The organism is Cobetia sp. UCD-24C (assembly GCF_001306765.1).
Taxonomy (GTDB): Bacteria; Pseudomonadota; Gammaproteobacteria; order Pseudomonadales; family Halomonadaceae; genus Cobetia; species Cobetia amphilecti.
The window spans coordinates 68,193-91,233 of sequence record NZ_LJTD01000014.1 but is presented as its reverse complement, the minus strand read 5'-3'; the positions used below and the strand labels follow the sequence as shown (position 1 = coordinate 91,233).

The following is a 23,041-nucleotide window of genomic DNA, read 5'->3' as shown; positions in this document are numbered from 1 at the left end:
GAGGCTCCAGCGGTTGGGGTGATCAAACACATCCCCACACTACTCTCCTTATCTGGCTGCTAGAATCCTCAGCAGACACAATGGATCATTCCAGATAATGACAATAATCGACGCCAATGGGAGCCACAGATGGACCGACTGCAGACACTGGAGGTCTTCGTGGCCGTGGCGGACGCCGAAAGCTTCGCGGCAGGCAGCCGGGCGCTGGGCATGAGCGCCCCCTCGGTGACACGCGGCATCAATGCCCTGGAAGCCCGCCTGGGCGCACGTCTGTTCACGCGCACCACACGTCGCGTGCGCCTGACCGAGATCGGTGAGCGGTATCTGGCGGATGCACGGCGCATCCTGGCGGAGCTTCAGGCAGCGGAGGATGGTGTCAGCGGCGCCGCGACACGCCCCACTGGCGTCTTGCGCATCACCTGTCCCACCGAATTCGGCCGTCTCCATGTGATGCCACTGCTGATGGAATACCTCGATCGCTACCCCGAGATGCGCGCCGAGGTGGTCATGGTGGATCGCGTGGTCAACATGATCGAGGAAGGCTTCGATATCGCCGTGCGTATCGGTTCCCTGCCGTCCTCGGGGCTTTCGGCACTGAGAGTCGGCAGCGTGCGGCGTGTGGTGTGTGGCTCACCGAGCTATTTCGCCCGCGAAGGCACGCCGGACTCGCTGGAGGCCTTGGCCGGACAGCGCATCGTTGCCTCGAGCAACATGAATGCCAGCAAGGAGTGGCGCTTCGGCCACGCAGGAGAACACGCCATACGAGTGAGCCCCCGGCTAACGATGAGCAGCATTGCCGCCTGCATCGAGGCGGCCCGCAGTGGTTGGGGCATCACCCGCGTGCTGTCCTATCAGGTCGGCGAGGATCTCGCCGCGGGTCGCCTGCAGGCCTTACTGGAGGAGCTGGAGCCACCGCCGCTGCCGATCCACCTGTTGCACAGCGAGGGGCGCGGCGCGGTGGCCAAGGTACGTACCTTCCTGGATTTTGCCGCCGAACGCCTGCGCGCCAATTCTGTACTGAATCCCTCACCGTCAGCGCGATTGACCGACTGAGTCCCCCTCCGACGGGCTGAAGGCCGTCATGTCCTGTTGCAACAGGCTCGACAGGCGACTGGCGCCATCGCTCAACTGACGGCCCAGTCGGCTGATCAACTGCACATGCGGCGTGACGAACTGGGCTTCCTGCAGCGGGATTCGACATAGGCGGCCGGCGGCGACCTCCTCAGAGACCACGAATTCCGGCAGCAGGGTCACGCCGCCATGCAGCGCGAATTGCTTGAGCATGGCGAGGGCGTTGCAGGTCAGGGTCGGGCTCAGCATCACACCGGCCTGATGTTCGGCCTGGGCCACGATCTGGCGGATGCCGAATGACACCTCCGGCAGGGCCAGGGAGTGACTGGCCAGCGCCGCCAGCGACAGTGGCTCGGCCTTTCCTGCCGCCCGCCTTGCGCCTTCCTGAGCCCCGAACTGTTGAGCCCCGAGCGGCTGCCCCCCAGACGGTTGCTCCTCCAACTGCCGAGCCAAGGCATGCTGCGGATTGACTACCGCACACACCGGCTGCGGTCGCGAGATGTGCGTGCGAATCTTCGGATCGCGAGTCGGGTGAAACACCAGCCCCAGATGCGCCTCGTCCTCGACCACCTGACGGATCACTTCATTGGTCCCGCATAGATTCACCTTGAGTTCGATGCCCGGATAACGCGCGGAGAAACGACTCAATGGCCCCGCCAGCCCCTCGATGAAGCCCTCACCGATCGCCAGCACCAGCGAGCCGCTTTGCAGCCCCTTCAATGACTGCAACGACTCGAGCAGAACCTCCTGCTGGGCCAGACGCTGCCGGTAATACTCCAGCACCCGCTCGCCCGCCTCCGTCGGCTTGACCCCGCGGCGATGGCGCTCAAGCAGCGGCATGCCCAGCTCATGCTCCAGCTGGGTGATCTGTCGACTGACCGCGGAAGGCGCCACATTCAGGAAATCCGCCGCCGCGCGCACGCTCCCGAGTCTTGCCGCCTCATGGAAGTGACTGATACGTCGATCCTGCACCAGACTCATCACGCCCCCAGTATTGCCTTGAAGGCAACATTAAAGTGAATTCGGGATTATTGCTGGAACACAGAAGCGCTGTCCATACTCGAGTCACCGGGTACTACTCCCCTCTCACCACGACAGGAACGCCACAATGACAACAACCGTCGGTGTCATCGGACTGGGCAACATGGGCGGCTGCATGGCCGCGACTCTCGCCCGTCATGACTTCCCCGCCCTCGGGTTCGATCTCTCACAGGCTGCGCGTGACAAGGCGGCTGCGGCAGGCGTCACGCCGGTCGACTCCCTCACCGAGCTGCTCGCGAAGAGCGATGTGGTGATCCTCTCGCTGCCCAAGGCCGAGCAGGCCCCAAGGGCGCCGCGAGCGGCAGCATGTCGATGGTGATCGGCGCCGAGGATGAGGTGCTGGCACGCGCCATGCCGGTACTGGAGGCCATGAGCGGCAGCCGAGTGCATGTCGGTCGCTGTGGCGCGGGCAATGTGGCCAAGATTGCCAACAATATGCTGGCCGCCTGTCACCTGATCAGCACGGCGGAGGCCGTTGCCATGGCCGCCAGAGCGGGCGTCTCCCCCGAGAAGTTGCTGGAAGGCGTGAATGCGGGTTCCGGGCGCAGTGGCGCGAGCCAGGTGATGTTCCCCAACTGGGTGATCAACAAGGCCTACGATTCCGGCTTCACCATGGGCCTGATGCGCAAGGATGTCGGGCTGGCCAGTGAGCTGGCGCAACAGCTCGGGATGGAACTGCCCCTCGCCAACACCGTCGCCCAGCTCTGGGACGCAAGCCGCGCGACGCTGGATGACAGCGAGGATTTCTGCGCCATCGTGCAACGCACTGACCCGACTCTCTTCGGCCACGGAGCATAAGCCATGCTGACCCACGACATGACCCCGGCATTCTCGACGACTCAGCGTATCGCCGAGTTGATGCAGAGTTTTCAGAACAGCAGCCGATCTCATGACGACAGTTTTATCGTCAGCAGCCTGATCGGTGGCGAGTTCATCAAAGGTAGCGGTGAGCGCATCGAGGTGCGCAACGCCCAGGATGACAGCCTGATGCTGTCCTTCCCGGATGCCGACATCTCTCAGGTCGCGCTTGCCAATGCCGCCAGCCGCGAGGCCCAGCAGCAATGGGCCGCCCTGACCGCCCAGGCCCGTGGTCGCGCCATCTACCGGATAGGCAGTCTGGTCCGTGAGCAGGCCGACACCCTGGCCGAACTGGAGGCGCTGAGCGCCAACAAGCCGATTCGCGATGCGCGGGTCGAGGTGGCCAAGGTCGCCGAGATGTTCGAGTACTACGCGGGCTGGGCCGACAAGCTGCACGGCGAGGTGATTCCTGTCCCGACCTCCCACCTCAACTACGTCACCTACGAGCCGCTGGGCACCGTGCTGCAGATCACGCCATGGAATGCCCCCATCTTCACCGCCGGCTGGCAGATCGCCCCGGCCATCACCGCCGGCAATGCGGTGATTCTCAAGCCCTCGGAGCTGACGGCGCTGTCCTCGCTGGCGCTGGGCGTGTTGATCGAGCGCGCCGGTGTGCCGCGCGGGCTGGTCAATGTCATCGCCGGCTACGGCCATAGCATCGGCCAGGCGCTGATCGCCGAGGGCGACATCCGCAAGGTGGTGTTCGTCGGCTCGCCCGCCACCGGCCGCCACATCGCCACCGCCGCGGCGCAGCGCTGCATCCCCTGCGTGCTGGAGCTGGGCGGCAAGTCCGCCAACATCGTGTTCGAGGATGCCGATCTCGAGGTGGCCCTGCGCGGCGCCCAAGCGGCCATCTTCTCCGGCGCTGGCCAGAGCTGCGTGTCCGGCTCACGCCTGCTGGTGCAGGCCTCGATCTTCGACAAGTTCACCACTGCGCTGGCCGAGGCCGCCACGCAATTCACCCTCGGTGACCCGCAGGACCCTAACACCCAGATCGGCCCGATCAACAACGCGAAGCAATACCAGCATGTGAAGTCGATGCTTGCCGGCGCCATCGAGGACGGCGCGCGTCTGGCCGATGGCTCAGCAGACCCCGTACCGGACACCGGCGGCTATCATGTCGCGCCGACGGTACTGCTGGGCGACAACGCCATGGTCTGCGCACAGGAAGAGATCTTCGGCCCGGTCGTGGTCGCCATACCGTTCGAGGAGGAAGCCGACGCCATCCGCATCGCCAACGACAGTCGCTTCGGGCTGGCCGGCGCCGTCTGGACACGCGACGTCGGCCGCGCCCACCGCGTGGCACGCCAGGTGCGTGCCGGCACCTTCTGGGTCAATGGCTACAAGACCATTCACGTCAGCTCGCCCTTCGGCGGCTACGGCGAGAGCGGCTATGGCCGATCCTCAGGGCTGGATGCGCTGCGCGAATACAGCGAAGTGAAGAGCGTGTGGGTCGAGACGGCAGCCGAGCCCGCCGCCAGCTTCGGCTATGGGGCGAGTCTGGAGTAGCGAGATGTGATCGTGTTGCCTGTCAGCAGGACAGCACTCAAGACAAGCAGTGGTTAACGGGATGCATGGCCTTGAAATGCCATGCATCCTTGCTCCCTCCCCGCATGACACCGCAAGGCGCCGTGGATTTCCCTCCATGGCGCCTTGCGGCGTTTGACGGCATGCGCCAGCATCGACTTCTGATTTCCGAATTATGAGTCCCGGCGTCGCGGCCAGCGGCAAGCAGTACTCCCGTGACAAGCCCCCGTCCATCGCCCCGACGACACAAGGATACGTGAATGCGCGTCAAGGCCGACTTCCCCAATCGCGTCCGCGAGATCGAGCACACGCTGATTCCGCTCTCGGACGGCACCCAGCTGGCCGCCAGAATCTGGCTGCCGGAAGATGCGGAACAGGCACCGGTGCCGGCCATCCTCGAATACCTGCCCTACCGCAAGAGTGACGGCACCGTCGCGCGTGATGCCCTCACCCACCCCTACTTCGCGGGCCACGGCTACGCCTCAGTGCGCGTCGACATGCGCGGCAACGGCGAATCCGAGGGGCTGATGGAAGATGAATATCTGCCGCTGGAGCAGTCCGATGCGCTGGAGGTGATCGACTGGATCGCCAATCAGCCGTGGTGCAGCGGCAAGCTCGGCATGATGGGCATCTCCTGGGGCGGCTTCAATTCGCTGCAACTGGCCGCGCACCGGCCCGAGCCACTCAAGGCCATCATCACCCTCTGCTCCACCGATGATCGCTACACCGACGACATCCACTACAAGGGTGGCTGTCTGCTCAACGAGAACCTGGCCTGGGCCGCCACCATGCTGAGTTTCTCCGCGGCACCGCCGGACCCGCGCCTGGTCGGCGATGAGTGGCGCGCCATGTGGCAGGAGCGTTTGGACGAGATGCCGCTGCTGGCCGAGACCTGGCTGTCGCATCAGCACCGCGATGCCTACTGGAAGCAGGGCTCCATCAACACCGATTACGCCGACATCGAAGCGGCGGTCTATACCATCGGTGGCTGGGGCGACGCCTACAAGAACACCGTCGGGCGGATGATGGAAAACCTGACTTGCCCACGCAAGGCGCTGATCGGCCCGTGGATTCACAAGTATCCGCACTTTGCGGTGCCCGATCCCGCCATCGGCTTCCTGCAGGAAGCGCTGCGCTGGTGGGGCCACTGGCTGAAAGGCGAGGAGAATGGCGTGATGGACGAGCCGTCTGCCACCTTTTACCTGCAGGATTCCCTGCCGCCGAAGACGATGTATGCCGAGCGTCCGGGACGCTGGGTGCAGACGGACGGCTGGCCCGCCAGCGATGTCGAGATGCGCCAGATGTCGCTGAGCGAATCAGGCCTGAGCGACGACGCACGCCGGGGCCAGCAGGCACTCGCCAGGCCGGTCGTGGTGGATTCACCACTGACCGCTGGCCGTCATCAGGGCGAGTATTGCGCCATCTGGTTCGGGCCTGACCTGCCGGGGGATCAGCGGCTCGATGATGCACTCGCCGTGTGCTTTGACAGTGAACCGCTCGACGCGCCGCTGGCTATCCTCGGCAAGCCCAGGGTCACGCTGACACTGACCAGTGACCAGACCTGTGGCCAGCTGACGGTGCGCCTGAGTGACGTGCAGCCCGATGGCCAGGTCGCACGCATCACCTACGGCGTACTCAACCTCGCGCTGCGCGATCATGACACTCCGCAGCCTCTCACTCCCGGCGAGCCCGTCAATATCGAGCTGGAACTGGACATGGCGGGCTATCGGATTCCGGCCGGCCACCGTCTGCGCGTGGCACTGGCGTCTGCCAACTTCCCGATGGTGTGGCCGTCGCCCCGGCGAGCGGCTCTGTCCCTGCAACCGGGCCTGCAATCACTCGCGCTGCCGGTCTTCACCGGCGAGGCCGTCGACAACCCCTTCGCGGCACCGGAATCCGCCCCACCGGCCAACATCAGCGAGCAGCGTGCCGCCAGGCCGAGTCGCAGCGTGGTCGAAGATGCGGCCAGCGGCGAAGTCACCACCATCGTCGCGGATGACCTGGGCGCGATGACGCTCGAGGACACCGGCATGCGGGTCGAGTATCGCTGTACCGAGCGCTATACCGCGCACCCGCAAGATGCGGATCGCACGCGTGCCGAGATCGTCTGGCACTACCACGCCGGACGCGATCAGCACGGGCGTGACAGTGCGCTTGGCGAGACCACCCCGGGCCAGTTCGACGTCCGCGTCGAGAGCCACTACCGCATGCGCTGCGACGCCGAGAACTTCTATCTCGAAGCCGAGCAGATCGCCTGGCAAGACGACGAGGAAGTCCACCGCCGTGACTGGCAGCGCACAGTGGCGAGAACATCGGTCTGAGGCGCCGCTCAGGCGCCTGGCGCGTATCTGTCCTGCGAGCGTTGCTGCCAGGCGGCCAGCTCCGCCGCCAGATAGGGCATGAAACGCTGCCCCTGACGCGAGACGGGATGAAAGCGCGAGGTGACCAGCGCGACATCCAGGGTGATGGTCGGTGTGAAGGGCACGATGCGCAGATGGCAATCGCGGCGTGCCAGCATCGCCTCCGCCGTCACCGGGTCGATCAGAGCAATCCCCAGCCCTTCGTTGACGAGCATCGCGACCGAGGGAAACAGATGGGTCTCGATGCTCGCCTGCAATGTCATGCCGACCTGCTGGAAGGCGCGCGCGAGTTTCAGAGTGCTCTGGTGATGCTGGTCCAGCGTGATGATGGTCTCCCCCGCCAGGTCCGCCGGGCTCAGTGACGCCTTCTCGGCGAGAGGATTGCCTTCGGGAACCGCAAGCGCCATGCACAGCCGATACTCCTCGAGTACCAGCTCCTCGATGGCGGCGTCCGACTCGATGACGCCGAGATCGAACTGGCCCTCGGCGACCCACTCGGCGATCTTGCGCGAGCTGAACGTCTGCAACGACAGGCGGCTGTCGGGAAAATCGACCAGATAGCGCGCCATCACTCGAGGCATCACCGTGGGAGACAGCCCCGGCATCGAGGCCACGGTGAGCTTGCCGGCATGGCCGTCACGCAGTCCATCGGTGAGCTCATCAAGGTGGCCCACCGAGGCCAGCACCTTGTCGACCCCTTCGGCCAGATGGACGGCTTCCGGCGTCAACTGGGTGCCGTAGTGGTTGCGGCGAAAGAGCAGAAAGCCGACTTCGCTTTCCAGATTGGTGATCGCCGTGCTTACCGCGGGTTGGGTGATGGCCAGGCGACGCGCTGCCTGGGAGAGACTGCCCGTGCGTACCACTTCCTGAAAGATCTGCAATTGACGCAGGTTGTGTCTGAGTTTCATGACGGCTGGGCTCTCATCTCGTGGCAGGGCTCTTGTGGCAGAGCTCTTGTGACAGGGCACTCATGTCCGGAGTCTCGAGACTAGCCTTTCTCGGGCAGACTCTAAATTGTTCTTATGACTTAATAGACAGGCTTTAGTTGTGCTTATACCCCCTGCGGGAGGAAGCTGACCAGACCCTCATAACCAACAACAAAGGGCCACAGACAATGCATATGATCGACCTCATGGGGCTATTGCTGTATTTCGCGATACTGCTCTACATCGGCTACCGCAGTGCCAAGAAGACCTCCAGCAGTGCCGACTTCGCCGTCGCCGGCAACAAGATCATCTGGCCGGTGCTGTTCGCCACGCTCGCCGCTTCCTTCCTCGGCGGGGGCGCCTCGATGGGCCGCGCCGGCAAGGCCTTCGATGAGGGCTACGCCTTCATGTTCGCGGCCTCCGCCTTTCCCATCGCCACCATCATCGCAGGCCTCTACATCGCACCGCGCCTCAAGCGCTATGCGGGCGCCCAGACGGTCGGTGACATCATGGCGCATCACTATGGTCGCAGCGCTCGCCTGCTGACCGGCATCTTCTCGCTGATCTTCTGCGTCGGCATCCTCGGCGCCCAGGCGCTGGCCATCGGTACCGTCTTCAATGCCATCCTGGGCATCGAGATCAGCACCGGCATCCTGATCGGCATGGCGGTGGTACTGGTGTACTCCACGGCCGGCGGCATGTGGGCCGTGATCCAGACCGACGTGGTGCAGTTCGTGATGCTCGCGGTCTTCCTGCCCATCACCATGATCGTCGGGCTCGACAAGATCGGTGGCCCCGATGCCCTGATCGCCGCGCTGCCCAGCGAGCACTTCAGCATCATGGGCGATTACACACCGCTGATGTTCATCAGCATCTTCATCGCCTTCCTGCTCGGCGAGACCCTCGTCCCGCCCTACACCCAGCGCGCCCTGTCGGCACCGGATTCCCGTCATGCCAAGATCGGCTACTCGCTGGCCGGTGGCTTCGGTCTGCTGTTCTATGCCGTCAGCTCCACCATCGGCCTGATCGCGCTGGTGCTCTATCCGCAGATCTCGCCGGATCAGGCCATGCCGGAACTGATTCGTGACGCCCTGCCGCTGGGTCTGACCGGCCTGGTGCTCGCCTCACTGCTGGCCGTGGTGATGTCGACGGCGGATTCCTACCTGAACTCGGCAGCGGTCATCTTCGTGACCGACATCTACAAGCCCTTCATCAATCCCGCCATGTCCGGCAAGCAGCAGCTGTGGATCGAGCGCGGCGTCAATCTGGCCATCGGGCTGGGCGCCATCGTCTTCGCGCTTTACGCCACCTCGATCATCGATGCGCTGCTGCTGAGCTACGCGCTGTGGGCACCGACCATCCTGCTGCCGTTCATCTTCGCCGTGCTGTTCAAGATCCGCTGCAAGCGTGCCGGCATCGCCGCGATGCTCGCCGGGGCACTGGCCACCAGCGTCTGGAAATGGAGCGGCCTGGAGCTCGAGGCATTGAGCGGCATTACGCCACTGATCGCCGGCGTCATCGCCAATATCGTGGTCTTCACCCTTGTCTATCAGTTCTTGAACGCGGCGCCGGACCACAACGGCAAGAACGCCCCGACCCAGCCCACCCACTCCTGAGGACCTGACCATGTTCGGACTGACCCTGTATGTGATCTGCCTGCTGAGCATCCTCACCGCCGTGGGCATCGCCATCGCCTCCTGGAAGTTCTACCGCGACAACTGAGCCATCGGCAGGGCCTGCGCCGCTCGACCATGAGTCTTCCAAGGCTCTGTCATGCCCCTGACACGGCCCTGCCACCGTCTTCATCACGCCGATCATGTCGGGCAATCCGCCCGGCATGATCGGCAAAGAGAGTACGCGCTATGACCCCGCAATCCTCCGCCGCCGAAGCGGCGAGTCACGACAGCATTGCCGTCATTGGCGCCGGCATCATCGGCCTGGCGACCTGCCGCGCCTTGCAGGCACGTGGCTATCACGTTCGACTGTATGACCCGAACCCCATCGGCGAAGGCACCTCCTTCGGCAACGCCGGCCTCATTGCCAACTACGCCACCTCACCGATGGCCAGCGGCGATACCCTGCGTCAGCTGCCGGGCAACCTGCTGAGCAGGCAGCCCTCCCTTGCCATCGCCCTGCGCCACACGCCTGCCCTCGCGGATTTCGGCTGGCGCTTCCTCAAGGCGGCAACGCCCTCCAATTTCCAGCGCCACAAGGCGGACCTGATCGCCCTGCTGGCCAATGCCGTCGAACGACAGCATGCTCTGATCGATGACCTGCAGACCAAAGCGCCCACTGCACTGGCCAGCCAGACAGGCTGCCTGCAGATCCAGCGCGACACCGCCATCACCCCGGCATCGCTGGAGAAGATGGCCCAGGCGAAACGCCATGACGGAGTCGAATGTCAGGCACTGGGCGCAAGCGAGCTGCGTGACCTGGAACCTTCGCTCAACTCGAAGGGACTAACAGGTGGCCTCTACTACCCTGATACCCGCCATCTCACCAGTCCGCTGTCACTCAGCCGCCAGCTCTTCGCACAGCTCGAAGAAGGCGGCCTTGAGTGGACGGCGCAGCAGGTCGATGCCCTCACGCCGCTTTCCAGTGGTGGTTGGCGCATCGACACCGCCACCACCTCGCAGGAGGTCTCGCATGTGGTGATCTGCGCCGGTATCGCCAGCAATACGCTGCTGGCAGGACTCGGCAAGCGTCTGCCGGTGGTCAGCGAGCGCGGCTATCACATCGAACTCGCCACATCGCTGCCACTCGCACGCCCGGTGGGCTGGCTGGCGCATCACTTCTACGCCTCGCCCATGGCCGCAGGCATTCGCCTGGCGGGCACCACCGAGTTCTGCGCGCCATCGCGCCCCGCCTCGCCGCAGCGCTGGCAAGCCCTCAAGCAATGGGGCGAGACACTCTTCGGTCAGCCGCTGGACGTCGCCCGCCACTGGATGGGCGTGCGCCACTCCACCCCCGATGGCCTGCCGGTAGTAGGCGAAATGCCCGGCTGCCCCGGCCTGCTGCTCGCCTACGGGCACGGCCACCTGGGCCTGACACTCTCGGCCGTGACGGGCGATCTGGTGGCACGTACGGTGGCGCACGAACCCCTGCCGGAATACGCGCGCAGCCTGTCACCCGCCAGGTTCTGGCAATGATCCCGCTCCCCTGAGCAAGCAGAACTGCACCCTTGCCCATGAAGACGAAAGCCCCTGACAGGCGAACCTGTCAGGGGCTTCTTGTTTCTTGCGTCATAGCCGGGCTAATCAGCGCAGGGCTTGTCAGAGCGCCCCACCCAACCCGCTCGTTCAGGAAGATGGGGGTTGTGGATGCCCGGGCTGGGACGCGTACTCGACGCCATGCGCCTGCAGATACTCGCGGATCAACTGACGAACGACCTGAGACGGCGTCTGATCCTGCGAGGCACACAGCTGTTCGAAGGCCTGCTTCTTGTGCGGGTCAATCATCAGGGTCAGGCGTGCGGTCTTCTTTTCCATCTTCAGCTCTCCCGAAATCATTAACATCAGATGGTAATGCCGGGACGCCGATACCGACAAGCCAATCCTTGTGACCCCGCGCCGAACCTCTGGGCAAGCGAATGACGATCATGCTAATTACATGTTAATGTTTTTACCATATGATTATCATGTAATCATGACAGGGCAGTCCGTCACAGACGGCTGGCCTGCTGTCGCCTGGCGCAGTGTCATGTTCGGACATGCCACGCCATGCCCTGATACGGCCAGCACCAGGTTCAGCGTCGAGATTCCCTCCGCGAGGACCCGCCCCGATGACCTCCAAGCGCTCTCCCATGCGCCTGCCCCCGATTGCCACCGGCCTGCGCAGTGCATGGCACTCAGGCTACGGCCTCACCGATCTGCGTCAGGACATCCTGGCCGGGTTGACCATCGGCACCGTGGCAGTGCCGTTGTCCATGGCACTGGCCATCGCGGCTGGGGTCGCGCCACAGCATGGCCTCTATACGGCCATCGTCGCGGGGGCAATCATCGCCATGACGGGCGGCTCACGCGTCAACGTCTCCGGGCCCACCGCGGCCTTCGTGGTGATCCTGTTTCCCATCGTTCAGCAGTGCGGACTCGGCGGACTGTTGATCGCCACCATGATGGCGGGGGCGATTCTGGTACTGCTGGGGCTGACGCACATGGGGCGGCTGATCCAGTTCGTGCCCTATCCGGTCGTGCTCGGTTTTACCGCCGGCATCGCCGTGGTGATCGCCGTCCTGCAGGTGCCTGACTTTCTGGGCCTGAGTGTCGGACAGCTCAGCGAGCACTTCGTCGAGAATGTCGGGCATATTCTGGCCGCCCTGCCGACGCTGAATCCTCATGAGCTCTCCATCGGGGTCTTTTCACTGGCCGTCATGCTGCTGTGGCCACGCCTGCATCTGCCCGTCCCCGCACCACTGGTCGGCTTGATCGTCGGCGCACTGGCGGCCCATGCGCTCGACCTCGCCTTCGGCGGTGACACCCAGGGTCCGCTGGTGGAAACCATCGCCTCCCGCTTCAGCTGGGAAGCGGCGGGCAGCAGCGGCACGGGCATTCCGCCCATCGCCCCAACGCTGGTGGCTCCCTGGCAGCTGCCCGGCGCGGATGGCCAGCCGCTGACACTGGATTTCGAGCTGATCCGTGCACTGATGGGGCCCGCCATCGCCATTGCCATGCTGGGGGCGATCGAATCCCTGTTGTGCTCGGTGGTATCCGATGGACTGACGCGAACGCGCCATGACCCGGATGCGGAGTTGATCGGCCAGGGGCTGGGCAATCTGATAGCGCCGTTGTTCGCGGGCATCACGGCCACTGCCGCCATCGCACGCACCGCCACCAACATTCGCTGCGGAGCCCGTTCACCACTGGCGGCAGTGGTGCATTCCGCGGTGGTACTGCTTGCGGTGATCGCACTGGCGGATCTGCTGGGCAAGGTGCCGATGGCGACATTGGCGGCGCTGCTGTTCATCGTCGCCTGGAACATGAGCGAGGCTCGCCACTTCGTGCATAGCCTGCGTTCCGCCCCAGGAGGCGATGTGGCGATCCTGTTGATCTGCTTCGGCCTCACCGTGCTGTTCAACATGGTGCTGGCGGTGGCAGTCGGCGTCGGACTGGCGGCGGCGCTGTTCATACGCCGCATGATGCAGCTGACGCAGACCCGCCAGATCACCGATACGCAAAAGGTCGAGGCGCTTCGCCAGACACTGTGCGAGGGAAGCGACAGCAGCGCCATCGCGCTCTACGACATCGATGGCCCCCTGTTCTTCGGCGTGGCCGAGAAGGCGCTGACCTCACTGCGCCTGGTCGATGACAGGGTCCGGGTCGTGATTCTCGACATGAGCGATGTGCCGAGCATGGATGGCACGGCCATCGTGGCCCTGAAATCCCTGATCGATGACATGCATCACCAGCGAGTGGCGCTGATTCTGGCGGGGCTGCCGAGCCATCTGATCGTCAAGCTGCGTCGGGCCGGCATTCGCACGCGTGCGCACAAGCTCAGCTGGTGCCGCAGCCTGCCACGTGCCGTCGCCGTGGCACGTCGCTGGCTGGGCGAACACTAGCCTGCGGGCATCGTGCTCTGCCTATCTTCATAGGCCGCTTGCGCGCCAGCAGGCCGCGTTTTCACGCCTCCTGATACGACAATGCCTCTGATCAGTGACGATCAGAGGCATTGTCGTGGGTCATGACTTCTTGGCGAAATGCTTACCTGTCGAGGGGCTCGCCTCTTGAGGGGCTAGGGCGCATGAACGCCTTCGAACATGCGTCGGCGCGCGCCTTCGAGATGCGCCCGCATCGCGCTTTCGGCCGCCGTGGCGTCCTTGTCGGCAATCGCATCGATGATCGCCTGATGCTCATCCTGAACGATGCGCAGGCGTTCCTCCGAGGCGCGCAATGACAGGCCACGCGTCAGGTTCATGCCCTCCTTGATGCTCTGGTTGAGCGAGCGCAGCACGGTGGCGTAGTAGTGATTGCTGGCCGCTTCGGTGATCGCCAGATGGAACTCGAAGTCTTCATCCGAGGCGCGATCATGGTTGAGATTGGCCTGGTTGATGGCTTCGAAGCGCTGGCGAATGTGCTCCAGCTGCTCCGGAGTGCGCCGCAGTGCGGCAAGGCCCGCCGCACTGGCCTCGACATTGGTGCGAAACTCGAAGCAACGCTGGATGTCGGCGATGCTGGAGATGCGCGCGAATTCGAGCACGGCGCTATCGGGTCGATTGATGACGAAGCTGCCCGAGCCCCGCCGCGAAACGACGAGATTGTCCTCGCGCAGCCGCGCCAGCGCATCACGCAGCACTGGGCGCGACACCTCATACAGCTCGCACAGGCGCGCCTCGGTGGGCAGCTTCTTGTTGACGGGATAATCACCGCTGATGATGGCCGCCAGAATCTTCTCGTAGACCACCAGCGCCAGTGAATGCTTGGCTGCGTCACTCATCGTGTCATGTCGCCCTTTCTCATCACTCTTGGTCCACCTTCAGGCATGTCGGATGGTGTGCAATTCTACCGGAAACCCTGCCGCATGAGGAAAGGCTACGGGGCAGCCCCCTCAATGGGTGCTCCCCCGCAGGCCCCTCTCGATCCGACGCGTCATCTCACTCAGGCATCCTGAGGGAGTTCCGATGCCGGTGTCTGCGGTACCCGACGCCCTGCTTTCACCCCGTTGACGATGATCATGGTCCAGACCGCCACTGCGGCAATCGCCAGTACCATGGCGATGGGGCGATCCACGAAGGCCGTCAGATCCCCATTGGACTTGAGAATCGAGCGCATGAAGTTGCTCTCGACGATCGGCCCCAGAATCACCGCCAGAATCATCGGCCCGACCGGGAAGTCGTTCTCGGCCATGAAGAAGCCCACCAGGCCGATACCGAGCATGATCCAGATATCGAACATCGCATTGTTGGCTGCGAACGCCCCGACGATGCAGAACATCAGGATCAGCGGGAACAGGATACCGGTGGGAATCGACAGGATGTGGCGCGCGCCGCGAATCGCCATGAAGCCCAGTGGCAACAGCAGCAGATTGGCCAGCACGAAGACCATGAAGATGGCATTGACCAACGGTGCCTGGTCGACGAAGACGTCAGGACCCGGCGTGATGCCCTTGGTCATCAGGACGCCGATGATGATCGCCGTGACCGTATCCCCCGGGATCCCGAAGACCAGGGCCGGAATATAGGCACCGGACAACGAGGCATTGTTGGCGGAACTGGCCGAGACCAGGCCTTCCGGATGTCCCTTGCCGAACTTCTCCGGTGTCCTGGAGAGCTTGCGGCTCACGGCGTAGCTGATCCAGGACGCGATATCGGCACCGGCGCCCGGCAAGGCCCCGATCACGGTCCCCAGGGCACCGCCGCGAAGGACACCGCCCTTGTATTTCCAGAGCGCTGCGCCAACGCCTTCGAAGGGACGCTTGATGACGGGCGGCACCAGCGGCGCGGTATTGCGGGTTTCCGGCATGCGACGGATCAGCTCGGAAATCGCGAACAGTCCGATCAGCACCGGCAGAATGGAGATACCGGCCAGCAGGTCATAGTTGCCGAAGGTGAAACGCATCTGACCCGAGACGCTGTCCATGCCCACCATCGCGATGACCAGACCCGCCAGCATCGAGATCCCGCCCTTGAGCGGGTCACTGCCGGAGACGAGGATCGCGCAGGAAAGCCCCAGCAGCGCCAGCCAGAAATATTCGTCACTGGTGAACTGGATGGCGAACTCGGCAATGCGCGGCGCGAAGAAGGCCAGGATCAGCACCCCGATCACCCCACCGATCATCGAGCAGGTCACGTTCAGCCCCAGTGCCAGCCCGACCTTGCCCTGCTTGCCCATCGCATAGGCTTCCTCGGTATAGACCGCCGAGGCCGGTGTGCCGGGAATCCTCAATAACGCCCCGGGAATGTCGCCGGCCACGATGGCCATGGCAGTCGCGGACACGATGGCGGCGATGGCCGGCAGCGGCTCCATGAAGAAGGTGACCGGCACCAGCAGTGCCGTGGCCATGGTAGCCGTCAGGCCAGGGATGGCGCCCATGAAGAGCCCGAAGAGGGAGGCTGCCAGAATGATCAGCATCACTTCCCACGTGAACACCATCGTGGCGGCTTGCAGTAAGTCACTCATCAGTAGATCACCTTTTCCAGCAGGCCCAGCTCAAGCGGAACGTGCAGCAATTGGCCGAAGACTTCCCAGATCACTCCCGTGGCCACCAGCGCGATACCACCGGCAGGCAACCAGCGACGATGATGGAAGGCATAGAGCAGCAACGTGAGCAGCACGAAGGACACCACCGGGAAACCGATGACTGGCGTCAGGTAGATATAGGCCACGATGGAGGCGCAGATGGCCGCCAATGTCATGATGAAGGTGATCAGCGGCACAGGGTGCTGCCAGGCAAACCAGACTTCACGATTGCGCAGCCCACGGACGAGCAGGATGGCTCCGAACAGCATCAGCAGTGCGCCGATGACCGTGGGAAAGGTACCGGCCCCATATTCCTGGCGCGGCAGGTTCTTCAAGTCGAGGGAGGCATATATGACGGCAGCCCCGAAGGCTGCCGTCGCCACACCCGTGACCTTGTCGTTGGTACGCATGTGCGGTTACTCATGAAGACTCAGGAAGAAACGGTCGAACACGCTGAATGGCAGACGCTCACGGCGACCCGCGCGTTCAGTTGGCCAGGCCCAGCTTTTTGATGGTGGCAGCGTTCTTCTCATCCTGATCTTTCATGAAGGCACGGAAACCTTCGGCATCTTCCCAGACGGTGCCGTAACCGCGACCGGACATGAAGTCCTGGAACTGCTCGGACTTCCAGACCTTCTCGGTGGCTTCCGACAGGCGTGCGGTCACCTCTTCCGGCAGTCCCTTGGGCCCGACCAGGCCACGCCAGGAGCCCTGGCTCCACTCGGAGCCGGTCAGCTCCTTGGCAGAAGGCACATCCTCGAAGGAATCGACGCGATCATTGGCCAGCACCGCCAGCGCCTTGACGCGTCCGGACTTGCGCATGGATTCGATTTCCGGAAGCGAGGAGAACACGATATCCACACCACCGGCTGCCAGCTCCTGCAGACCCGGCGCGGCACCTTCACTGGGCACCAGTGTCACGTCATTCGGATTGATGCCCTGCTGATCCAGGAAGCCGGCGAAGGACAGATGATAGGCAGCCCCGGGCGCGGAGCCGGAGACAGTGTAATCGCTCGGATTGGCCTTCAGCGCCGACAGGGCATCATCCAGGGTCTTCCACTCGGAATCGGCGTTCACCGTGAAGGAGGCGTAATCCAGATTCAGCAGCGCGATGGGCGTGAAGTCCTCATAGGACAGCTGCGCGGTGCCGATATGCTGGTAGGTGGCAATCTCTGCGGTGCCAAGCCCCAGGGTGTAACCGTCGGGGCGCGCCATCTTCATGGACATGTGACCCACCACCCCGGAACCGCCGGTCTTGTTGACCACATTGACAGGCTGACCGAGCTCTTCCTGAAGACCCGCCGCCAACTGACGGCCGACCGCATCGCTGCCACCACCGGCAGACCAGGGCACGATCAGCGTGATGGGCTTGTAGGGGTAGTCAGCTGCCATCACCGCGGAGGCGGACAGGGTCAGCACGGAGGCACAGAGGACTTGTGACAATTTACGCATGGCGAAGACTCTCTCGTTGTCTTGTTATGGAGGCGTTGCGTGGCTATGTCTGTTGCAGCATTGCAGCGTGGGACAGCGTCATGAAGGTTGGCGTTGGCTACCCCAGGCACTGAGATCAGTGTCAGCGGGATGCACGAATTTTACAAGTTATGACAACTTGAACTTTAGACCAATCCAAAAATGAGCATCAGGAGGGAGGTAAGGGTTGGCTGTCGTGGGGGTCTGACGGGATCTACCTCTAGGATAGCCGAACCGGGCTAGCGAGACCCTTATCCAATGGCCGCAATCCACGGCGTATCCTGCGCATGGCCGACTACGACAAACATAAATAACTTATTGATTTTAATGATTTATCTGTCAATTCACGACAAACCACCCTTTCCTTCATTCCAGGAAATCTCGCCTGCCCTGTCCCGAAACCAGCCCGCGTCCTGCCAGGTGCCATTGGCGGGTGATCCAGAGATACCCAACGGCGAACTGCACTAAAGCACTACTCGCCAGTTGTCATTATTTGTTTGTCGATCGTCTCTGCCTGGGCTAAGGTGACTCGTGCCGAGAGGGAGCCAATGCTCGCCGCAACTTCCTCCACCTTTCATTCGCCATGCCGCCTCCAAGAGCGTACGGCTTTCCACCGTCAGGAATCCCACATGTTCACCGATCTCAAGCAGAAGAAAGTCCTCATCACCGGCTCCACCAAGGGTATTGGTCTGGCAGCCGCCGTGGCCTTCGCCCGTGAAGGGGCAGTGGTCGGCATCAACAGCCGCCAGCAGGATGACGCCGCTCGCGACGCCATCGCCCAGATGGAAGCCACAGGCGCCCGCTTTGAATATTTCGCGCGCGACCTGTCCACCAGCGAAGGCTGCGCTGCACTGGTAGAAGACTTCACCAAGGCCTTCGGCGGCATGGACGTGCTCGTCAACAACGCTGGTGGCCTGGGCGTGCGTGCCGGACTCGAGAGCCTGGATGATGCCGCCTTCGACCTGGTGATGGATCTGAACCTGCGCTCCGCGATCATGACGACCAAATATGCCATGCCGCATCTGAAGGCCTCCGCCAAGGATTCCGGCACCACCGCCAGCGTCATCAGCACCGGCTCCATCGCTGGCCGCGAGGGCGGTGGTCTCGGCGCCTCCCTGTACGGCGGCACCAAGGCCATGCTGCACAACCTGCACCGCAACTGGGTGAAGGAATTCACCAAGGACAACGTGCGCTTCAACATCGTGTCGCCGGGCACCATCGATACCGTCTTCCACGCCGACAAGAGCGAAGAGCTGCGTGCCAAGATCGCCGGCAGCATCGCCATGGGCCGCTTCGGCACCTCCGAGGAATGTGCACCGACCTTCCTGTTCCTCGCCTCCCACGCCACCAGTGGCTACATCACGGGCCAGGTGATCGACATCAATGGCGGCCAGATGTGCCCGTGAGGCATACCGCCCACGACGGCATCGCGCCCATGAGACGCGCCCCAGCAGCCTGAATGTCTCGCCCTCGGCCTCATGACATGTCGGCACGCAACAGTCCCGCCATGCACCGTCAGTCGAGACGAGCATTCCCTTGTCCCGCATCGCGCCCCATGAGGGCGATGGAGGCGGGACATTCCGGACTGTGCCCACGAAAAGAACGCCCCACGAAAAGAGAGACGCCTTATGTCACCTTCCGATCAGACGACACTGCGCGGCCACCAGATCATCGGACAGCAGAGTCTGCTGGCCGACGGCAAGCCGGTACACGCCATCAATCCTGCCAACGGTGAGCGCCTGGCGCCGGGCTATCCGGCCGGTGGTGCCCGTGAGGTGGAGCTGGCCTGCCAGCTGGCACACGACGCCTTTGACAGCTTCCGGGAAACGGATGCTGAAACCCGCGCCGGCTTCCTCGAGACCATCGCCGAGGAAATCGAGGCCATCGGCGAGCAGATCACCGAGCGCGCCCTTCAGGAAACCGGCCTGCCGCGGGCTCGTCTGGAAGGGGAACGTGGCCGTACCTGCGGTCAGCTGCGCCTGTTCGCCGGCGTCGTGCGCGCCGGTGAGTGGCTGGATGTGCGCATCGACCCGGCCATGCCGGAACGCAGCCCGATGCCGCGCGCCGACCTGCGCCAGCGTCGCATCGGCCTCGGCCCTGTCGCCGTCTTCGGGGCCAGCAACTTCCCGCTGGCCTTCTCGGTGGCCGGTGGCGATACCGCCTCGGCACTGGCGGCTGGCTGCCCGGTCATCGTCAAGGCACACTCCGCTCACCCGGGGACGTCCGAGCTGGTCGGCGGCGCCATCCAGCGCGCCGTGACACGTTGCAACCTGCCGGAAGGCATCTTCTCGCTGCTCTACGGCAGCGGCAACACCCTGGGTCAGGCACTGGTCAATGATCCGCGCATTCAGGCCGTGGGCTTCACCGGGTCACGCAGTGGCGGAACCGCACTGCTCAAGACCGCCCAGGCACGTCCTCAGCCGATCCCGGTCTACGCCGAGATGAGCAGCATCAACCCGGTACTGCTGATGCCGGCCGCGCTGGAAGCCCGTGCCGAAGGGCTGGGACAGGCCTTCATCGCCTCGCTCAACATGGGCGCCGGCCAGTTCTGCACCAACCCGGGACTGGTGCTGGCCCTCGAAGGCGAAGCGCTGGAGCGTTTCCTCAAGACCGCCGCCGACAATGTCGCGGCCAGTGCCTGCCAGACGATGCTGACGCCGGGCATACATGACGCCTACCGGGGTGGCGTGGAGAAGCTCTCCGCCCTGCCCCAGGTACAGGAAGTCGCACGCGGCGCACTGGATGGCGACAACGCAAGTCCGTGTCAGACCGCGCTGTTCCGCACCACCGGCAGCGACTTCCTGAGTGAAGCCGCATTGCAGGAAGAAGTCTTCGGTGCCAGCTCGCTGGTCATCGCCTGTCGCGATCTGGACGAGATGCGTGCGGTCTGCGAGCACCTGGAAGGCCAGCTGACCGCCACCCTGCACCTGGACGATGCCGATATCGACGCCGCCCGCACCCTGATGCCGGTGCTCGAGCGTCGCGCCGGTCGCATTCTCGCCAATGGCTGGCCGACGGGTGTCGAAGTCTGTCAGGCGATGGTACACGGTGGCCCCTGGCCGGCAACCTCTGACAGCCGCACCACCTCGGTGGGCAGCGCGGCCATCGAACGCTTCCTGCGCCCGGTGTGCTATCAGGATCTGCCCGAGGCACTGCTGAGCCCGACCCTGCGTGACGGCACCCAGGGCCTGCCGCGTCTGGTGGACGGCAAGCGCCAGCTCTGAGTCATTGCCCAAGTGACGTGCAGTGAGTGACGTCTGACCGACAATACGCAGTACGGCAATTTCCATGACGGCGCGGCTTCGCCAGCCGTGTCGTCATGCAGGACAAGCACAAGGAACGGCTCCAACTACACAGGACACGCCATGATGTCTGAGCAAGCCAACGCGTCATCGACGCCCGCCTCTTTCTCTTCTTCCTCGCCACTGGAAATCCTCGCCTTTGGCGAAGCGATGGCGCTGCTGGTCGCCGAAAGCGAGGGCGATCTTGCACAGGTCTCGCACTACGAGCGACGCATCGCCGGCGCCGATACCAACGTGGCCATCGGCCTCGCCCGGCTGGGATTTCATGTCGGCTGGCTGAGCCGCGTGGGCGACGACAGCCTCGGACGCTATCTGCGCCAGACCCTGGAAGACAACGGGCTGGACTGTCGCCATCTGACCCGCGACGGCGATGCCCCTACCGGCCTGATGTTCAAGGCACGCGCCAGCCAGGGGGAAGATCCGCATGTCGAGTATTTCCGTCAGGGCAGCGCCGCCAGCCGCATGAATGCCAGTGACGCCGATGGCATCGACTTCAGCGCCCTGCGCCACCTGCATGCCACCGGCATTCCGCCGGCCATCTCCCCCAGCTGTCGTGAACTATCGTTCCATCTCTTCGAACAGGCCCGCCAGTCCGGTGCCAGCATTTCCTTCGATCCCAATCTGCGCCCTACCCTGTGGTCAAGCGAGCAGGAGATGCGCGACACCCTCAATCAGCTGGCAAGCCGCGCCGACTGGGTGTTGCCGGGGCTTGCGGAAGGCGAGCGACTGACCGGCCAGAAGACGCCTGAGGCCATCGCCGGCCACTATCTCGAGCAAGGTGCCAAGGCCGTCATCATCAAGCTGGGCCCTGAGGGCAGCTATTACCGCGGGATGATCGGCGGCCAGGAAGCCGCCTTCAGCGTTCCGGGCCTGCGGGTCGACAAGGTCGTCGATACCGTGGGGGCGGGCGATGCCTTTGCGGTAGGTGTCGTCAGCGCACTGCTTGAAGGGCTCTCCCCGAAAGACGCCATGCATCGCGCCAATCTGCTCGGCAGCCGTGCCGTTCAGGTGCGGGGTGACATGGAGGGCCTGCCGGATCGCGCGACGCTCAAGACGCTCGAAGCGGGTGATGCCGTCAGCGTGTCCTGAGTTCGCGGCCGATTTCCAATGACAACCAGTGGTGATACACCCAGTGGTGACACAACCAGTGATGACACGACCAGGGGTGACACACTCCTGACGGCAGTCTGCCGGTCAGTTCATCGCCCACGCTCTCAAGGAGGCAAGGATGCATGCACAGCACTACTCGGCCCGAGGTAGCAGCCAAATGACAAGTGACGCTGACGAGTGCGTGACCCGCCGCAAGGTCGTGGTGCTCAAGGCGCTGGATGATGAGCAGATGGCCACCCTGCGCGAGCGGCATGACGTCGTGCTGCTGGAGGGGCATGACAGCGCCGAGGCGCTGGATGCGGCACTGCACGACGCCCTGCACGATGCCCATGGACTCATCTGCTCTGGACACAGGATCACGGAAGCGCTGCTGGATGCCGCCCCCGCACTGCGGGTGATCTGCACGGTCTCCGTGGGCTATGACAACTACCCGCTTGAGGCGATGGACGCGCGCGGCATCCTGCTGTGCAACACCCCGGACGTACTGACCGAGACCACCGCCGATGTCGGCTTCCTGTTGATCATGGCCACGGCACGACGCGCGGTGGAGCTGGCCAACATGGTGCGCGACGGCCAATGGACACATGGCCTCACACCGCCTCACTTCGGTACGGACGTGCACGGCAAGACACTCGGCATGGTGGGCATGGGCCGTATCGGCGCGGCGATCGCGCGGCGCGGTGCACTCGGCTTCGGCATGCGGGTCCAGTACTCGAATGCCTCCCCCAAGCCTGCGCTGGAGAACGAACTGGGCGCGAGCCGCGTCGAACTGGACACCTTGCTCAAGACCAGCGATTTCGTCTGCGTCACCGTCCCGCTCAGCGAGCAGACCGAACGCCTGATCGGCAGGCGTGAGCTGGAACTGATGCCCGCCAGCGCCATCCTGATCAACATCGCCCGCGGGCGTGTCATCGATGAAGCGGCCTTGATCGAGTGTCTCGAGCGTGGCGGTATCCGCGGCGCCGGGCTGGATGTCTTCGAGCAGGAGCCGCTGCCGGCAAGTTCACCGCTGACGCGCCTGCCACAGGTCGTGGCACTGCCGCACATCGGCTCTGCCACCCATGAGACACGCCGCGCCATGGCGCAGCGGGCGCTGGACAACCTGCTGTTGGCGCTGGCGGGGAAATCACCGCTGAGTGCGGTCAATGAAGCCAGCTGGACGCGCCGGTAGACCGGTGGCCGGCAGTCCGGTGGCCGGCATGCCT

General features: G+C 64.0%; 19 protein-coding genes. 12 read left to right on the top strand and 7 right to left on the bottom strand.

What is annotated here, in order from left to right; translation table 11 throughout:
* Positions 1 to 129: 129 nt before the first annotated feature.
* Positions 130 to 1,053 (top strand): LysR substrate-binding domain-containing protein, encoded by a 924-nt coding sequence (locus AOG28_RS16070; RefSeq protein ID WP_054557149.1) that lies wholly within the window; start codon positions 130 to 132, stop codon positions 1,051 to 1,053.
* Here AOG28_RS16070 and AOG28_RS16065 read toward each other — a convergent pair.
* On the bottom strand, positions 1,033 to 2,052 hold the full coding sequence (locus AOG28_RS16065; protein ID WP_054557148.1) for a LysR family transcriptional regulator: 1,020 nt from the start codon (positions 2,050 to 2,052) through the stop codon (positions 1,033 to 1,035). The genes AOG28_RS16070 and AOG28_RS16065 overlap by 21 nt on opposite strands.
* Before the next feature lie 127 nt (positions 2,053 to 2,179).
* Here AOG28_RS16065 and AOG28_RS18770 point away from each other — a divergent pair, with 127 nt between their 5' ends.
* From AOG28_RS18770 to AOG28_RS16050, 4 genes are all read left to right on the top strand, one after another.
* Entirely contained in the window at positions 2,180 to 2,431 is a 252-nt protein-coding gene (locus tag AOG28_RS18770) for an NAD(P)-binding domain-containing protein (RefSeq protein ID WP_235507063.1), read from the top strand.
* Positions 2,419 to 2,910 (top strand): NAD(P)-dependent oxidoreductase, encoded by a 492-nt coding sequence (locus tag AOG28_RS16060; RefSeq protein ID WP_235507062.1) that lies wholly within the window; start codon positions 2,419 to 2,421, stop codon positions 2,908 to 2,910. The genes AOG28_RS18770 and AOG28_RS16060 overlap by 13 nt, the downstream gene beginning before the upstream one ends.
* 3 nt (positions 2,911 to 2,913) lie before the next feature.
* Complete coding sequence (locus AOG28_RS16055) at positions 2,914 to 4,479, top strand: aldehyde dehydrogenase family protein (protein ID WP_235507061.1); 1,566 nt, start codon at positions 2,914 to 2,916, stop codon at positions 4,477 to 4,479.
* A 278-nt stretch (positions 4,480 to 4,757) separates the two neighbouring features.
* Positions 4,758 to 6,818, top strand: a complete 2,061-nt coding sequence (locus AOG28_RS16050) for a CocE/NonD family hydrolase (RefSeq protein WP_054557147.1) — start codon at positions 4,758 to 4,760, stop codon at positions 6,816 to 6,818.
* A gap of 8 nt (positions 6,819 to 6,826) precedes the next feature.
* Here AOG28_RS16050 and AOG28_RS16045 read toward each other — a convergent pair whose 3' ends face one another.
* Positions 6,827 to 7,765 (bottom strand): LysR family transcriptional regulator, encoded by a 939-nt coding sequence (locus tag AOG28_RS16045; RefSeq protein WP_054557146.1) that lies wholly within the window; start codon positions 7,763 to 7,765, stop codon positions 6,827 to 6,829.
* 206 nt (positions 7,766 to 7,971) lie between these two features.
* Here AOG28_RS16045 and AOG28_RS16040 point away from each other — a divergent pair, with 206 nt between their 5' ends.
* Both AOG28_RS16040 and AOG28_RS16035 read left to right on the top strand, forming a co-directional pair.
* Complete coding sequence (locus tag AOG28_RS16040) at positions 7,972 to 9,399, top strand: sodium:solute symporter family protein (protein ID WP_054557145.1); 1,428 nt, start codon at positions 7,972 to 7,974, stop codon at positions 9,397 to 9,399.
* Positions 9,400 to 9,645: 246 nt separating this feature from the next.
* Positions 9,646 to 10,932 (top strand): NAD(P)/FAD-dependent oxidoreductase, encoded by a 1,287-nt coding sequence (locus tag AOG28_RS16035; RefSeq protein ID WP_054557144.1) that lies wholly within the window; start codon positions 9,646 to 9,648, stop codon positions 10,930 to 10,932.
* A gap of 150 nt (positions 10,933 to 11,082) precedes the next feature.
* On the opposite strand, the gene AOG28_RS16030 is transcribed toward AOG28_RS16035, so the two are convergent.
* Positions 11,083 to 11,271 (bottom strand): hypothetical protein, encoded by a 189-nt coding sequence (locus AOG28_RS16030; RefSeq protein WP_054557143.1) that lies wholly within the window; start codon positions 11,269 to 11,271, stop codon positions 11,083 to 11,085.
* Between the two features lie 293 nt (positions 11,272 to 11,564).
* Between AOG28_RS16030 and dauA the strand changes: the two genes are divergently transcribed.
* On the top strand, positions 11,565 to 13,337 hold the full coding sequence (gene dauA / locus AOG28_RS16025) for a C4-dicarboxylic acid transporter DauA (protein ID WP_054557142.1): 1,773 nt from the start codon (positions 11,565 to 11,567) through the stop codon (positions 13,335 to 13,337).
* Positions 13,338 to 13,510: 173 nt separating this feature from the next.
* Here the strand turns inward: dauA and AOG28_RS16020 are convergent, their stop codons facing one another.
* The 4 genes from AOG28_RS16020 to AOG28_RS16005 form a co-directional block, all read right to left on the bottom strand.
* A complete protein-coding gene (locus AOG28_RS16020; RefSeq protein WP_043334187.1) occupies positions 13,511 to 14,212 on the bottom strand; it encodes a FadR/GntR family transcriptional regulator in 702 nt (233 codons plus the stop codon).
* Between the two features lie 161 nt (positions 14,213 to 14,373).
* Positions 14,374 to 15,894 carry a tripartite tricarboxylate transporter permease gene (locus AOG28_RS16015; protein WP_054557141.1) on the bottom strand — a complete coding sequence of 507 codons (1,521 nt, stop codon included), beginning with the start codon at positions 15,892 to 15,894 and terminating at the stop codon, positions 14,374 to 14,376.
* Positions 15,894 to 16,364: a tripartite tricarboxylate transporter TctB family protein gene (locus AOG28_RS16010; RefSeq protein ID WP_054557140.1), complete on the bottom strand. Its 471-nt coding sequence runs from the start codon at positions 16,362 to 16,364 to the stop codon at positions 15,894 to 15,896. The genes AOG28_RS16015 and AOG28_RS16010 overlap by 1 nt, the downstream gene beginning before the upstream one ends.
* A gap of 76 nt (positions 16,365 to 16,440) precedes the next feature.
* Positions 16,441 to 17,406 carry a Bug family tripartite tricarboxylate transporter substrate binding protein gene (locus AOG28_RS16005; protein WP_054557139.1) on the bottom strand — a complete coding sequence of 322 codons (966 nt, stop codon included), beginning with the start codon at positions 17,404 to 17,406 and terminating at the stop codon, positions 16,441 to 16,443.
* A 647-nt stretch (positions 17,407 to 18,053) separates the two neighbouring features.
* Between AOG28_RS16005 and AOG28_RS16000 the strand changes: the two genes are divergently transcribed.
* The 4 genes from AOG28_RS16000 to AOG28_RS15985 all read left to right on the top strand — a co-directional run bounded on the left by AOG28_RS16000 (position 18,054) and on the right by AOG28_RS15985 (position 23,007).
* The gene (locus AOG28_RS16000; RefSeq protein ID WP_054557138.1) at positions 18,054 to 18,830 is read left to right on the top strand and encodes an SDR family NAD(P)-dependent oxidoreductase; all 777 of its coding nucleotides are present in this window, start codon (positions 18,054 to 18,056) and stop codon (positions 18,828 to 18,830) included.
* 222 nt (positions 18,831 to 19,052) lie between these two features.
* On the top strand, positions 19,053 to 20,648 hold the full coding sequence (locus AOG28_RS15995) for an aldehyde dehydrogenase (NADP(+)) (protein WP_054557137.1): 1,596 nt from the start codon (positions 19,053 to 19,055) through the stop codon (positions 20,646 to 20,648).
* A gap of 144 nt (positions 20,649 to 20,792) precedes the next feature.
* A complete protein-coding gene (locus AOG28_RS15990; protein ID WP_082388922.1) occupies positions 20,793 to 21,815 on the top strand; it encodes a sugar kinase in 1,023 nt (340 codons plus the stop codon).
* Positions 21,816 to 21,993: 178 nt separating this feature from the next.
* Complete coding sequence (locus AOG28_RS15985) at positions 21,994 to 23,007, top strand: 2-hydroxyacid dehydrogenase (RefSeq protein ID WP_054557211.1); 1,014 nt, start codon at positions 21,994 to 21,996, stop codon at positions 23,005 to 23,007.
* The last annotated feature ends 34 nt before the right edge of the window (positions 23,008 to 23,041 follow it).